General features: G+C 59.4%; 15 protein-coding genes. 9 read left to right on the top strand and 6 right to left on the bottom strand.

From position 1 onward, the window contains the following. Positions 1-201: 201 nt before the first annotated feature. On the top strand, positions 202-1710 hold the full coding sequence (gene mqo, locus V476_RS16560; RefSeq protein ID WP_003346135.1) for a malate dehydrogenase (quinone): 1509 nt from the start codon (positions 202-204) through the stop codon (positions 1708-1710). A gap of 85 nt (positions 1711-1795) precedes the next feature. Here mqo and V476_RS16555 read toward each other — a convergent pair whose 3' ends face one another. After that, positions 1796-2692, bottom strand: a complete 897-nt coding sequence (locus tag V476_RS16555; RefSeq protein WP_024959479.1) for a homocysteine S-methyltransferase family protein — start codon at positions 2690-2692, stop codon at positions 1796-1798. Between the two features lie 110 nt (positions 2693-2802). Here V476_RS16555 and V476_RS16550 point away from each other — a divergent pair, with 110 nt between their 5' ends. Together V476_RS16550 and V476_RS16545 are read left to right on the top strand one after the other, a co-directional pair. Continuing rightward, entirely contained in the window at positions 2803-3624 is an 822-nt protein-coding gene (locus V476_RS16550; protein WP_003318210.1) for an ABC transporter substrate-binding protein, read from the top strand. Next, complete coding sequence (locus V476_RS16545; protein WP_003318211.1) at positions 3621-4454, top strand: amino acid ABC transporter permease; 834 nt, start codon at positions 3621-3623, stop codon at positions 4452-4454. Before V476_RS16550 ends, V476_RS16545 begins: the two co-directional genes overlap by 4 nt. A gap of 310 nt (positions 4455-4764) precedes the next feature. Here V476_RS16545 and V476_RS16540 read toward each other — a convergent pair whose 3' ends face one another. The 3 genes from V476_RS16540 to V476_RS16530 all read right to left on the bottom strand — a co-directional run bounded on the left by V476_RS16540 (position 4765) and on the right by V476_RS16530 (position 6246). Further along, complete coding sequence (locus V476_RS16540) at positions 4765-5052, bottom strand: PA4642 family protein (RefSeq protein ID WP_024959478.1); 288 nt, start codon at positions 5050-5052, stop codon at positions 4765-4767. A gap of 66 nt (positions 5053-5118) precedes the next feature. Beyond that, positions 5119-5622, bottom strand: a complete 504-nt coding sequence (locus V476_RS16535) for a hypothetical protein (protein WP_003318213.1) — start codon at positions 5620-5622, stop codon at positions 5119-5121. A 66-nt stretch (positions 5623-5688) separates the two neighbouring features. Then, positions 5689-6246 (bottom strand): hypoxanthine-guanine phosphoribosyltransferase, encoded by a 558-nt coding sequence (locus V476_RS16530; RefSeq protein WP_003421702.1) that lies wholly within the window; start codon positions 6244-6246, stop codon positions 5689-5691. 207 nt (positions 6247-6453) lie between these two features. On the opposite strand from V476_RS16530, the gene upp reads away from it, so the two are divergent. Both upp and V476_RS16520 read left to right on the top strand, forming a co-directional pair. Continuing rightward, on the top strand, positions 6454-7092 hold the full coding sequence (gene upp, locus V476_RS16525; protein ID WP_003346127.1) for a uracil phosphoribosyltransferase: 639 nt from the start codon (positions 6454-6456) through the stop codon (positions 7090-7092). A 4-nt stretch (positions 7093-7096) separates the two neighbouring features. Continuing rightward, positions 7097-8374, top strand: coding sequence for a uracil-xanthine permease family protein (locus V476_RS16520; RefSeq protein WP_024959477.1), 1278 nt, complete (start codon positions 7097-7099; stop codon positions 8372-8374). Between the two features lie 332 nt (positions 8375-8706). Here V476_RS16520 and hemH read toward each other — a convergent pair whose 3' ends face one another. Together hemH and V476_RS16510 are read right to left on the bottom strand one after the other, a co-directional pair. Continuing rightward, entirely contained in the window at positions 8707-9729 is a 1023-nt protein-coding gene (hemH, locus tag V476_RS16515; RefSeq protein ID WP_024959476.1) for a ferrochelatase, read from the bottom strand. Positions 9730-9756: 27 nt separating this feature from the next. Further along, positions 9757-10659 (bottom strand): TIGR01777 family oxidoreductase, encoded by a 903-nt coding sequence (locus tag V476_RS16510; RefSeq protein WP_003318219.1) that lies wholly within the window; start codon positions 10657-10659, stop codon positions 9757-9759. A gap of 289 nt (positions 10660-10948) precedes the next feature. Here V476_RS16510 and V476_RS16505 point away from each other — a divergent pair, with 289 nt between their 5' ends. The 4 genes from V476_RS16505 (at position 10949) to V476_RS16490 (ending at position 14133) form a co-directional block, all read left to right on the top strand. Continuing rightward, the gene (locus V476_RS16505) at positions 10949-11935 is read left to right on the top strand and encodes an NAD(P)/FAD-dependent oxidoreductase (RefSeq protein WP_024959475.1); all 987 of its coding nucleotides are present in this window, start codon (positions 10949-10951) and stop codon (positions 11933-11935) included. After that, positions 11932-12147, top strand: a complete 216-nt coding sequence (locus V476_RS16500) for a TIGR02450 family Trp-rich protein (protein WP_003318221.1) — start codon at positions 11932-11934, stop codon at positions 12145-12147. Before V476_RS16505 ends, V476_RS16500 begins: the two co-directional genes overlap by 4 nt. A gap of 117 nt (positions 12148-12264) precedes the next feature. Then, entirely contained in the window at positions 12265-13227 is a 963-nt protein-coding gene (locus V476_RS16495) for a YbgA family protein (RefSeq protein WP_010424802.1), read from the top strand. A 3-nt stretch (positions 13228-13230) separates the two neighbouring features. Continuing rightward, positions 13231-14133, top strand: a complete 903-nt coding sequence (locus V476_RS16490; protein WP_003421700.1) for a MerR family transcriptional regulator — start codon at positions 13231-13233, stop codon at positions 14131-14133. The last annotated feature ends 3 nt before the right edge of the window (positions 14134-14136 follow it).

Raw genomic sequence — 14136 nt, 5'->3', positions numbered from 1 at the left:
ATGCGTTCATGAAGTATTGATGAACCATGACCGGGCCTGACCGGGACCTGCGCTTTGGATGCGAAAAATTGCGAAGAATCGGTGAGGCGATCCTGGCCAGGCAAACGAGGGTAGACATTTGATCCAGCCCACGAATACCTGGCAACCAGCCTCAGGATCGTATGCCGTCAATTTGGTGCTGCAGATTTTGGAGACGCGTTAATGGCGCATAACGAAGCAGTTGATGTAGTACTGGTCGGAGCGGGCATCATGAGTGCCACTCTGGCGGTATTGCTAAAAGAGCTCGACCCCGGCATCACGCTGGAAGTCGTTGAGCTGATGGATTCCGGTGCTGCGGAGAGTTCCAACCCGTGGAACAACGCCGGTACCGGCCACGCCGGTCTGTGCGAGCTGAACTACACGCCGCCTGCGGCTGATGGCTCAATCGACATCAAGAAAGCGGTGCACATCAACACCCAGTTCGAAGTCTCGAAACAGTTCTGGGCCTACCTGGCACGCAAGGGCACCTTTGGTTCAGCCCGATCATTCATCAACCCGGTTCCACACCTGAGCTTCGTGCAGGGCGAAAAAGGCGTCTCGTTCCTCAAGACCCGTTTTGAAGCCATGAGCAAGCATCACGCCTTCTCTTCGATGGAATACACCGAGGACAAGGCAACGCTGGCCGAGTGGATGCCATTGATGATGCCTGGTCGGCCTGCGGACGAAAAAATTGCTGCAACGCGGATGATGAACGGCACCGACGTCAACTTTGGCGCGCTGACCAACCAACTGCTCGGCCACCTGACCAGCGCTCCAGGGACGCAGATCAAGTACCGCAGCCGGGTGACCAACCTGACCCGCAACGGTGCTGGCTGGACCGTCAGCGTCAAGGACGTGAATGGCGGCGGCACGCGTGAGATAGATGCCAAGTTCGTGTTCCTCGGTGCCGGTGGCGCAGCGTTGCCGCTGCTGCAGTTGTCGGGCATTGAAGAAAGCAAGGGCTTTGGCGGCTTCCCGGTCAGCGGCCAGTGGCTGCGTTGCGACAACCCGGAAGTGGTCAAACACCACCAGGCCAAGGTCTACAGCCAGGCAGCCGTGGGCTCGCCGCCAATGTCCGTCCCGCATCTGGATACCCGCGTGGTCGATGGCAAGAAGTCCCTGCTGTTCGGACCTTATGCCGGTTTCACCACCAAGTTCCTGAAACACGGCTCGTACCTCGACCTGCCGCTGTCGGTCCGCGTAGCCAACATCAAACCGATGCTGGCGGTGGCGCGCGACAACATGGACCTGACCAAGTACCTGGTCAGCGAAGTGATGCAATCGATGGAGCAACGCCTGGAATCGCTGCGCCGCTTCTATCCGGAAGCGAAAGCCGAAGACTGGCGCCTCGAAATCGCCGGCCAGCGCGTGCAGATCATCAAGAAGGACGCGAAAAAAGGCGGCGTGCTGCAATTCGGCACCGAACTGGTGTCTGCACAGGATGGCTCGCTGGCCGCACTGCTCGGCGCTTCGCCCGGCGCTTCGGTGACTGTGTCGATCATGCTTGAACTGCTCGAGCGCTGCTTCCCGGAGAAAACCCGCACGGAATGGGCGACCAAGCTCGAAGAGATTTTCCCGGCCCGGGAGAAGATCCTCGAAACCGATGCGCCGCTCTATGAGCGCATCAGCGCGCAGAACGACGAGGCGCTGGAACTGGTCGAGAAAAGCAGCCAGGAACACAGCTTCGCCTGACCAAACTGCTGGTGTGCTGTAACAAAAAGCCCCGTGAGCCTTTAATAGCCACGGGGCTTTTTATTGCGTTTATTTCAGGCGCCGGTCAGAGGCTTCTGGACAGTACGGCAATGTGCTCCGGGCCAATCCCGCAGCAGCCACCGATGTGCGTGGCGCCGCGATTGACCCAATCTGCCGCCCACTGCTGATAGCCCTGCGGGTCAAGGTCTTCGCGCAGCTCGTCCAGGCCGTCGTTGGCGGTGGCGTCCTTGGGTTGCGGCGGGAAGGCGTTGGCGTACGCGCCGATGGCAATGTCGACGTTCAGCGACGTGAACACCTCATGCGCCGCATCGATTGCGCCACCGATCACCTCTGGCTGGCTGCAGTTAAACAGCAGCGTGGCGACGCCCATTGCTGCGGCAGCCCTGGCGGCGTCGGCGACCGGCTCGCCTGAGCGCAGACGCGGGACCTCGTCAGTGTCCTCATCCTGCAGAGTGAACGACAGCCAGAACGGTTTACCGTCATTGGGCAGCCCGGCGCGGATGGTCTGCGCTTCGAGAATGCAGCTCTGGGTTTCGGCCAGCCACAGGTCGACATACGGCGACAGCCCGGCAACCAGTGGTTTCAGAACGTCGGCAGCCAGTTGCGGCTGATACAGGTCAGGGCGATAGGAACCGAACAGTGGCGGAATGGAGCCGGCCACCAGGGCGCGTCCGCCAGACGCATCGGCCGACTCGCGCGCCAGTTGCCCGGCCAGTGCTGCCAATGCCTGACCTTCGCGGGCAAAACGCTCTTCGCCAATATGAAACGGCACGACGGCGTAGCTGTTACTGGTAATGACCTGAGCACCACTTTCGATATAAGCGGCGTGCACCGCACTCACCGCTTCGGGCGCTTCACTCAATGCCAGCGCCGACCATTCAGGCTGGCGAAACGGGGCTCCGCGACGCTGCAGCTCACGGCCCATGCCGCCATCGAGAATTACAGTTGTGCCTTGCTTCATATGTGATCTGCTTATATGTATATGAAAAAAACTCATTATGAGTCAGTCTTGTATAACGTATTTAATACGGCCCTTTCATCAAACTACAAACACTTTTTCAGGGGATATCTGTGAACTATCGCGCTCTGCTGGGCATCGGCCTGGTCACTCTGGCAGCCTCCACGCAAGTTCTGGCCGGCGCCACGCTGGATCGCGTGCAGAAAAACAAAGAGCTGGTCAACGTTCTGATGGAAAGTTACCCGCCCTTCTCTTTCCTGAATGACAAGAATGAACTGGACGGCTTCGATGTCGACGTCGCCAAGGCCGTGGCGCAAAAGCTGGGCGTCAAACTGCGCCTCGAGACGCCCTCCTGGGACGTGATCGCCGCGGGCCACTGGAGCGGCCGTTATGACATCTGCGTCTGCTCGATGACGCCGAGCAAGGCGCGTTCCGAAGTGTTCAACTTCCCGGTCGAGTATTACGCCTCGCCTGCGGTGATCGTGGTCAACGCCACGGATGATCGTATCCATTCGGCCAAGGACCTGAGCGGCAAAAAGGTCGGCCTGACCAGCGCCTCCAGCTACGAAAGCTACCTGAACAAGAATCTGGTTATCGATGGCGCCGAAGACAAGCCACTGCAGTACCCGTTCGAAGACGTGCAGATCGCTCCGTACGACAACGACAACGTGGCCTTTCAAGACCTCGGGCTGGGTGCCGGCAAGCGGCTGGACGCGATACTTACCAATCTGGTGACCGCAAAACCGCGCCTGGATCAGGACAAGCGCTTCAAACTGGCAGGTGAGCCGCTGTATGAAGAACCCAACTCCGTAGCCATCGAAAAAGACGATCCGGAATGGGACGCCAAGGTTCGCCAAGTCTTTGCCGAACTCAAGAGCGACGGCACCCTGAGCAAGCTGTCGCAAAAGTGGATCGGTGCTGACATCAGCAAATGACTTCCTTTCAGCCCCAGCGCCCACCCGAGCAGGCCGAACAGAGCCTGCTCAAGCGAGTTTTCGGCTTCCGTACACGGCTTTACCTGACCTGGCTGGTCATGTTCGTCCTGTTCGCCGGCTTCTTCCTGAGCTTCGACCTGAAGCTATCGATCATCCTCGACAAGCTGCCGAACCTGATCGGGCTGCATCTGGCCCCCAACGGCTTTCTGCAGGGCGCGGCGCTGACATTATTCGTGTCGGTGTGCTCGATCGTGGTTTCGGTCGCACTCGGCTTTGTCACGGCACTCGCGCGGCTTTCCAGCAGCGCGGTGGCGTTCGGCATCGCCAGCTTTTACGCCTCGTTCTTTCGCGGCACGCCATTGTTGATTCAGATCCTGCTGATCTATCTCGGTCTGCCACAACTCGGCATCGTGCCCGGAGCCATCACGGCGGGAGTGATCGCGCTGTCGCTCAACTACGGGGCGTACCTGAGCGAGATTTTCCGTGCAGGCATCATCGGCGTCTCTGCAGGACAACGTGAAGCCGCACTGGCCCTGGCATTGCGCCCGGCGCAGATCTTCTGGCGCGTCACCCTGCCCCAGGCCATGCGCACGATCATTCCGCCGACCACCAACCAGTTCATCTCCATGCTCAAGGATTCTTCACTGATTTCAGTGATGGGCGTCTGGGAAGTAATGTTTCTGGCCCAGTCTTACGGCCGCTCCAGCTATCGATACATCGAAATGCTGACCACCGCAGCGGTGCTGTACTGGATCATGTCGATCGGGCTGGAGCTGTTGCAGTCACGACTGGAGCGGCATTACGGCAAGGCGTATCAGGCGCGCAAATAACTGCAGCGTTCGTCCTCACGCTTTGCGCTCAGTGTTATACGCAAGTCTGTTTTTGATTCTGGCCGAAGGCCGTGGGAGCGAACTTGTTCGCGAAGGGGGTCGTATAATCGCCGGAAATGCATCGACTAAAACACCGTCTTCGCGAACAAGTTCGCTCCCACGCCCTCTGGGCAGAAGCTCGGAAGCCCGTTATTCCGGGCGCTCTAGGACGTGTGCATAACGACTGAGAGCTCCGCGTGGGAATGCCGTTCCGGACGCTCTGCGTCCAGCTCTGGCAATGCGGAGCATTGGCACGACAGTCAAACGGCAATTACGTACGGGCTTTCTCGATCAGTTCGATGTATTCATCAGCATTGCGCTGATCCTTGATCAGGGCGATGAAGTCGTTGCCATGCTCGTCCTTGCCATCAAAGTCATGGCCCGCTTCCTTGAAGAACACCAGAAAGCGTTCGAAATCGTTGATGCGCAGCCCACGGTAGGCCTTGATCAGCTTGTGCAGCGACGGCGAGGTAGCATCATACGGCTCGAAGTAGAGGAACAGTTTGATCTGCTCATCGCCGATCTCATCGCCAATCAACTGCTTCTTATCTTTACGCATTACAGGCTCCAACAGGTCGCAGACACTTTCACGGGCGGGCAGTTTACCCTCCGGCGAGCGCCGCGCTCAACGCGCACGTGCAGAGGTGGTGTGCAGATCAGCCCAGATGTGCCCGTTGGCATAACTGAGGAACTGGCAATAGACCTTCTCGTTGCGCAGCAAGTCCACCAGCACGCGGTACTGGGACAGCGGGTAATAAAGCGTCAACGTGCTCGACGGCTCATCATAGGTCGGCTTTTTAAGGCTTTTGCTATCACCGCCGTCGAAGTGCACGAGCACCTGGGAGATGGACGCACCCTTGTTCAGCGACTTGCCCTTTAGGCGCAGCGACAAGGGCGAGGTGACCGGAATCGGCTGCTGACTCGACTGCCGCTGGTTACCGGCAACGATGGTGTATTCGGTGACCCGCATCAACTGTTGCTGTTCAGGCACACCTTCGCGCAGGCTCAGATCGTCAGGCGGCAGGTATTGATCGTGCATGGGGCTGGCCGATACCGGCGCAGCAGGTGCGGCAACTGCCAGACCAGACAACAGCACCAACGCCACAGCGCCGGGAATCAGTAGCTTCATTGAGGGTTTCCATATAATTGCCAATCGACGACCGCCCCTGTTCGCAGAAGCGGTCGTCAGAATGCCTTACATCCCTTTGACCGCATAGATACCGGCAGCATTACGCCAGTAGCCTTTGTAGTCCATACCGAAACCGAAGATGTAACGGTCGATGCAAGGCAGACCGACGTAGTCGGCTTTCAGGTCCGGGCGAGCCTTGCGGTCGTGGTCCTTGTCGATCAGCACGGCAGTGTGCACCGCGCGGGCACCGGCGTGTTTGCAGAAGTCGATGATCGCGCCCAGGGTGTGACCTTCATCGAGGATGTCATCGATGATCAGCACGTCACGGTCCATGAACGAGACTTCCGGCTTGGCTTTCCAGAACAGATCACCGCCGGTGGTTTCGTTGCGATAGCGCGTTGCGTGCAGGTAGGACGCTTCCAGCGGGAAGTTCAGGTGGGTGAGCAGCTTGCCGGAGAAAATCAGGCCGCCATTCATTACGCAGAACACAACAGGATTGCGCTCGGCCAGTTCGGCATTGATCTGCGCGCCGACGCGGGCAATGGCCGCATCCACTTCGGACTCGGTGTACAGGCAGTCAGCTTCGCGCATGACTTGACGGATATGCTCGAGATCAGCGGACATGACGCTCTCCAGGTAAGGCAGTTTAAGAAAAGCGGGCAAAGGTACGCATCCGTTCAAGCCAGAGCAAGCGATTCTGGACTAACGTTGCGAGTGTCTTGCAAAAGCCGCGAACGTCGAAGCTTCGTAACGATACTGCACGTGCTTTAAGACAGTAACAGCTGAATAGATTAACCTAGACCGATTTTTGCCCCGCTGGAGCCTTTCCCCATGCCCATTCGTGAGATCCGTCACCCACTGATCCGCCACAAGCTCGGCCTTATGCGCCGCGCCGACATCAGCACCAAGAACTTCCGTGAACTGGCTCAGGAAGTCGGCGCGCTGCTGACCTATGAAGCCACGGCCGACCTGACCCTGGAAAGTTACGACATTCAAGGCTGGGCCGGTACGGTGTCAGTCGAGAAGATCGCGGGCAAGAAAATCACCGTCGTGCCGATTCTTCGCGCCGGTATCGGCATGCTGGACGGCGTGCTCAGTCTGATCCCGGGTGCCAAGGTCAGCGCAGTCGGCGTGGCCCGCAACGAAGAAACCCTGCAGGCGCACACCTACCTGGAAAAACTGGTCCCGGAAATCGACGAGCGTCTGGCGATGATCATCGACCCGATGCTGGCCACCGGCAGCTCGATGGTCGCCACCATCGATCTGCTGAAGAAGGCTGGCTGCAAGGAAATCCGCGCCATGGTTCTGGTCGCTGCGCCCGAAGGCATCGCTGCCGTAGAGCAAGCGCACCCGGACGTGATGATCTACACCGCTTCCATCGATGAGCGTCTGAACGAACACGGCTACATCATTCCGGGCCTGGGCGATGCCGGTGACAAGATTTTCGGCACCAAGCAGAAGGACGCGTAACCCGATGACGCAGCAGGAGTTCAACGATCCACTGTGGCGCACGATTCTATCCGGCGCGCAAATGCTCTTCGTGGCCTTTGGCGCGCTGGTCCTGATGCCGCTGATCACCGGGCTCGATCCGAACGTGGCACTGTTCACCGCAGGCCTGGGCACGCTGCTGTTCCAGATAGTCACCGGGCGTCAGGTGCCGGTCTTTCTGGCCTCGAGCTTTGCCTTCATCACCCCGATCATCCTCGCCAAGGGCCAGTTCGGTCTGGCCGCGACCATGGGCGGCGTCATGGCGGCAGGCTTCGTGTATACCTTTCTCGGCCTGGCCGTGAAGATCAAGGGCACCGGTTTCATCGACCGCCTGCTGCCTCCCGTGGTGATCGGGCCGGTCATCATCTCGATCGGTCTGGCCATGGCTCCGATTGCAGCCAACATGGCGATGGGCAAGTCTGGCGATGGCGCGCAGTTGATTCCTTATCAGACCGCCATGCTGATTTCGATGCCCGCCTTGCTGACCACGCTGATCGTGGCGGTGTTCGGCAAAGGCATTTTCCGTCTGGTGCCGATCATCTCCGGCGTGCTGGTGGGCTTTGCGCTGTCGTTCTACTTTGGTGTGGTCAATACCAAAAAAATCGCTGACGCCGCCTGGCTGGCCTTGCCGCACTTCACTGCACCGGAATTCAACTGGCAGGCGATTCTGTTCATTGTCCCGGTCGCTCTGGCCCCGGCCATCGAGCACATAGGCGGGGTGATTGCAGTCGGCAGCGTGACCGGACGCGACTACCTGAAAAAGCCGGGCCTGCATCGCACGCTGTTCGGCGACGGCATCGCCACCACTGCTGCCGGTCTGTTCGGCGGCCCGCCCAATACCACCTACGCCGAAGTGACGGGCGCGGTGATGCTGACCAAGAACTACAACCCGCAGATCATGATCTGGGCATCGTTTTTTGCCATCACGCTGGCGTTCATCGGCAAGTTCGGGGCGCTGCTGCAGAGCATTCCGGTGCCGGTAATGGGCGGCATTCTGTGCCTGCTGTTCGGTTCGATTGCAGCAGTGGGCATGAACACCCTGATCCGCCACAAGATCGACTTGGCCGAAGCGCGCAACCTGGTGATCGTCTCGGTCACTCTGGTATTCGGGATTGGCGGCGTATTGATCGGCACCGGCAACGGCCCGAACGATTTCGGCCTGAAAGGCATTGCCCTGTGCGCCGTGACCGCCATCGCCCTGAACCTGATCCTGCCGGGCAATGACAGCTGGAAGAACAAGCAACTGGATGATCAGTTGCCGTAAGACTTGAGCGTGGGGAACGAGAGACGTCTGCAGGACCACTATCGTGCCCATGCTCCGTGCTCATCGTTATACGCAGCCCTGAAAAGCCTGGAAAATGGCGGCGTTCAGGCCTCTGCCCGCACGGCGTAGGAGCGGACCGGGCGACGCTTCGCTTGTTCGCGAAGACGATGTTTTAGGCGCTGCATTTTTGGCGACTATACCGGCCATTTCGCGAACAAGTTCGCTCCTACGGCCTTCGGCCAGAATCAAAAGCGAACTTATATATAACGATGAGTACTCCGCGTGGGCATGCACTTCCGGACGCTCTGCGTCCGCCTTTGGTTTTCTGCTTGTCACAACATCAACGGCGCACGCTCGCACAGCCTGTTCAGCTCTTTCGCCCAGTTGGGATCGTCGTTCAGGCAAGGGATGAGGGTCAGTTCCTCTCCGCCCGCCTCCTTGAACTGCTCGGCACCGCGGTCGCCGATTTCTTCCAGCGTCTCGATGCAATCAGCCACGAACGCCGGGCACATGACCAGCAGCTTCCTGACGCCTTTCGCCGCCAGTTCGTCCAGGTGCGCTTCGGTGTAGGGTTCGATCCACTTGGCGCGCCCCAGACGTGACTGGAACGACACCGACCACTTGCCGTCAGGAATGCCCATACGCTTGGCGAATGCCGCCGCCGACTGTATGCACTGCGCGCGATAGCAAGTCGCGAGCACTTCGGCGGGTGCGGTCATGCAGCAGTCGTCCTTCAGGCAATGCTTGCCGGTCGGGTCGAGCTTGTGCAGGTGCCGCTCAGGCAGACCGTGGAAGCTCAGCAGCAAATGGTCGTAAGGTTGATCCAGATGCGGCCGCACGCTTTCCACCAGCGCACTCAGGTATTCGGGCTGATCGTAGAACGGCTGCAGAACCGAGAACTGCATCTTCAACGATTTGGCGCGCACCACCCGTTTGGCTTCTTCGATGACCGTGGTCACCGTGCTGTCGGCAAACTGCGGGTACAGCGGCGCCAGGGTGACTTTCTTGAAGCCCTGCTCTGCCAGCCGCGTCAGCACCGTTTCAATGGACGGCTCGCCATAACGCATGGCCAGCTCGACCGGTCCGTGCGACCACTCCTTTTTCATCGCCTGCTGCAGACGCTTGCTCAGCACCACCAGGGGCGAACCTTCATCCCACCAGATGGACGCATAGGCGTGTGCGGACTGCTCGGGCCGCTTGATCAGAATCAGCGAGACCAGCAGCCTGCGCACGGGCCATGGCAGGTCGATCACATAAGGATCCATCAGGAACTGGTTCAGATAGCTGCGCACGTCTGCCACTTGAGTAGAAGCAGGCGAACCCAGATTGACCAGCAACAAAGCGTGATCGGTCATGCAACATCCTATTCATTTCAACAGCGTTCAGTGGCGACCCAGCAAATCCTGCAGGGCAATGTCGAGTTCGGTGTACTTGAATGTAAAACCAGCTTCCTGCAAACGCTCCGGCCGCGCACGCTGACCACCGAGCAGCAATACCGACAGCTCACCCAGCAATACCTTCAGAGCCAGCGCAGGCATGGGCATGAATGCCGGTCTGTGCAGAATGCCGGCCAGGGACTTGGCAAACTGACGATTGCGCACCGGTGAAGGCGCACACACATTATAAGGACCCTTTGCTTCATTCAGATTCAACAGAAAATCAATTGCGGCGATTTGATCCTGGATGTGAACCCACGGCATCCACTGCCTGCCATTGCCGATCGGCCCGCCCATGCCGAATTTGAAAGGGGGTAACAGACGCTGCAGAAAACCGGCACGATCGGACAGCACCAGCCCTGTGCGTATCAGCACCACCCGCACACCCAGCGCCTCGGCGCGTTGCGCGGTTTCTTCCCAGGCGTTGCACAGCTGACTGGCAAAGTCTTCCTTGGCAGGCAGCGAGGTTTCGTCGATTTCGCGCTCGCCACTGTCGCCGTACCAGCCGACTGCGGAACCGGAAATCATCAGCGCAGGCTTTTGCTCGCGAGTGCCTAGCCATTTCAGCAGTTGCTCGGTCAGGCCGACGCGACTTTCCCACAGCAACAGACGGCGCTTGCGGGTCCAGGGACGATCCGCAATGGGCGCGCCTGCCAGATTGATGATTGCATCCACCGGCTGCGCACCCAGCTCATCAAGGCTGGCAATGCCACGTACCGAGGGGCCGCACAGCTCGGCGACGTCGGCGGGTTTTCGGCTCCATACCGTCAACTCATGGCCTTGAGCAGACCAGGAACGGCAGAGCGCTCGTCCTATCAAACCAGTACCACCGGTCAGCAATATGTGCATGGCAGATAACCTCGCGTGGCGTAGGTGACAATTGGGTAGTCTTATTTTTACCAGTAACGCTGTCCGTGACGTTGGTCCGGAAAACGAAACTGTTAGCTGAACCATAGGCCACAGCAGAATGAAACGCAGCCTCCGAGGCCTTTGCCCGAGTCGCTGAACGGTTCGACCTTGCCGGTGGCAATGTGACTCAATCGCTAAATGCCAAAACCACTGCAAGTTATACCAAACAAGAAGATTGTACAGGTTTTAACTACGGCGTAGTCTGTACAGACAAGGTAACGAGGCCCCTATGACTGTCCCTATCGCAATCATCGGTACCGGTATCGCCGGACTCTCAGCAGCCCAGGCGCTGACATCCGCCGGGCATCAGGTGCACCTTTTCGACAAGAGCCGCGGCAGCGGCGGTCGTATGTCCAGCAAGCGCAGCGACGCAGGTTCGCTGGACATGGGCGCACAGTATTTCACCGCCCGTGACCGGCGCTTTGCCACCGCAGTCAAGCAGTGGCAAACCCAGGGCCATGTCGCCGAGTGGACACCCTCACTCTACAACTTTCATGACGGCAGGCTCAGCCCTTCACCGGACGAGCAAGTACGCTGGGTCGGCACGCCAGGCATGAGCGCCATTACCCGGGCAATGCGCGGCGATCTGCCGGTGTCGTTCTCGTGCCGCATCACTGAAGTGTTTCGCGGCGAGCAACACTGGAACCTGCTGGATGCCGAAGGCGAAAGCCACGGCCCTTTCAGCCATGTGATCATCGCCACCCCGGCCCCTCAGGCCACTGCCCTGCTGGCTGCCGCGCCGAAACTGGCAAGCGTTGTGGCTGGTGTGAAGATGGACCCGACCTGGGCTGTGGCGCTGGCCTTCGAAACCCCGCTGCAGACGCCCATGCAGGGTTGCTTCGTGCAGGACAGCCCGCTGGACTGGCTGGCACGTAACCGCAGCAAACCCGGGCGCGACGCCACGCTCGATACCTGGGTACTGCACGCCACCAGCCAGTGGAGCCAGCAGAATATCGACGCCTCCAGAGAACAGGTCACCGAACAGTTGCACGGCGCATTCGCGGAGTTAATCGACTGCACCATGCCGGCGCCGGTGTTCAGCCTCGCCCATCGCTGGCTGTATGCACGACCTGCCGGCTCTCACGAATGGGGCGCCCTGTCGGACGCCGATCTGGGCATTTACGTGTGCGGCGACTGGTGCCTGTCCGGGCGTGTGGAAGGTGCCTGGCTGAGTGGCCAGGAAGCCGCGCGCCGACTGCTGGAGCATGTGCAATGAATCAGATCAACCCGCGCAAGCTGCTGCTGTCGAAATGGACAGCCGCCACCCCGCTCAACCGGGAGAAGCACTTCCTGGTGACCGAACTGTTCAAGGACGAAGAAGGCACCGTTCTGGAAGTCGAGCTGCAGGCCGTGCTGACCCAGCGCAGCGAGCGACTGCCGTGGCAAGTGCTGCAACAGGCGGATACGTGGCGGATGGGCTGGAAGTAGCTGGCATCAGCCCTTACCGCCCTCTACAAAGAATTTGACTTGTACAGTTACACCCCTATGATGAAGACAAGTTGTACAGCGCGAACTATCTGTACAAGTCTTCTGTAGAGGTGACTGATGGCGGCGTCCGTAATCGAAAAACCCAAACTCGGCATCAGTGCCTGCCTGATGGGTGCCGAGGTTCGCTTCAATGGCGGACACAAGGAATCTCATCTGTGTACACAGGCGCTGAGCAAGTATTTCGATTTCGTTCAGGCGTGTCCTGAAGTTGCTATCGGCATGGGCATCCCCCGCGAGCCGATCAGGCTGGTAGGCGACGCAGAAAACCCAAAGGCGCTCGGCACGGTCAATCGTGACCTGGACGTCACCGAGGCACTGGCAGATTACGGCATACAGATGGCCGCTGAGCTGGGTGATATCTGCGGCTACATCTTCATGCAGAAATCCCCGTCCTGCGGCCTGGAGCGCGTCAAGGTCTACCGCGAAAACGGCGCCCCGGTCGATGGCGGTGGTCGCGGAATCTATGCGCAGGCCTTCTGCGAACGTCATCCTGATCTGCCGGTCGAGGAAGACGGGCGGCTCAACGATGCCGTGCTGCGCGAAAACTTCGTCACCCGCGTGTTTGCCTACGCCGCCTGGAAACAGTTGCTGAAAGGAGGCGTCACCCGGCGCGCTCTGACCGAATTCCACTCGCGCTACAAATACCAACTGATGGCCAATGACCCGGTGCAATACAAGGCGCTGGGCAAGATGCTCGGCAGCATGGGCCGCACCGACCCGAATGAAATCGCGCCGCTGTATTTCAGCCAACTGATGGCTGCCTTGAAAAAGTGCGCCACGCGTAGTACTCACACCAACGTTCTGCAGCACCTGTGTGGTTATTTGAAACAAACCATTACCAGTGAGGACAAGCAGGAAATCCAGCAGGTCATCGCCCAGTATCATCAGGGCATCGTGCCGCTGATTGTGCCGCTGACGCTGCTCAAGCATCATTTTCGCCAACATCCGGACCCGTATGTGGCACTGCAGGTGTACATGCAGCCCCACCCGGAAAACCTCAGCCTGCGCAATGCGATTTGACTCATGAATGATACAGACACAGAGGTGCCGGGTGACTGGCTGCCGATCCGCGAGGTCGCACGGCAGACAGGCGTCAACGCCGTCACCCTGCGTGCCTGGGAGCGTCGTTACGGACTGATCGTCCCGCACCGCACCGCCAAAGGTCATCGGCTGTATTCGGACGAGCATGTGCAGCGCGTCATGAAGATTCTGACCTGGCTCAACCGTGGCGTGTCCGTCAGTCAGGTCAAGGGCCTGATCGATGACAATCGCCAGGACGCCCTGCCGCCGACCAACGACTGGGACGCCTTGCGTCAGACCTTGCTGGTCGCGATCGGCGAGCTGGCCGAACGCCGGGTCGATGATGTGTTCAATCAGGCGATGTCGCTGTACCCGCCGCGCACGCTGTGTGAACAGCTGCTGCTGCCGCTGCTGGCCGAACTCGAACAACGCTGGCAAGGCAAGTTCGGCGCACAACTGGAGCGCACGTTTTTCTACTCCTGGCTGCGCAGCAAGTTCGGCGCGCGCATCTATCACAATAACCGTCAGCTCAATGGCAGCCCGTTGCTGCTGGTCAATCAGTCCGATCTGCCGCTGGAGCCGCATCTGTGGCTCGCGGCCTGGCTGGTGAGCAGCGCCGACTGTCCGGTCGAGGTGTTCGACTGGCCGTTGCCGGTCGGCGAGCTGGCACTGGCAGCCGAATACCTCAAGCCACGCGGCATATTGCTGTATTCCAGCAAGTCGCTGAACGTGACCCATTTGCCCAGATTGCTGGCCAATATCACCTGCCCTGTCGTGCTGGGCGGACCAACGGTGCAGATCCATAATGCCGAGTTGCTCGTACAGGCCAAGGAGATATCTGGACTGACCCTTGCCCACGACGTACTCAGCGCTCAGATCGAGCTGGGCAAGCTCGGACTTATCTAAGGA

The organism is Pseudomonas syringae KCTC 12500 (assembly GCF_000507185.2).
Lineage (GTDB): Bacteria > Pseudomonadota > Gammaproteobacteria > Pseudomonadales > Pseudomonadaceae > Aquipseudomonas > Aquipseudomonas syringae.
Note: the sequence above shows the minus strand (reverse complement) of the source record. Positions and strands in the feature narration are given on the sequence as shown.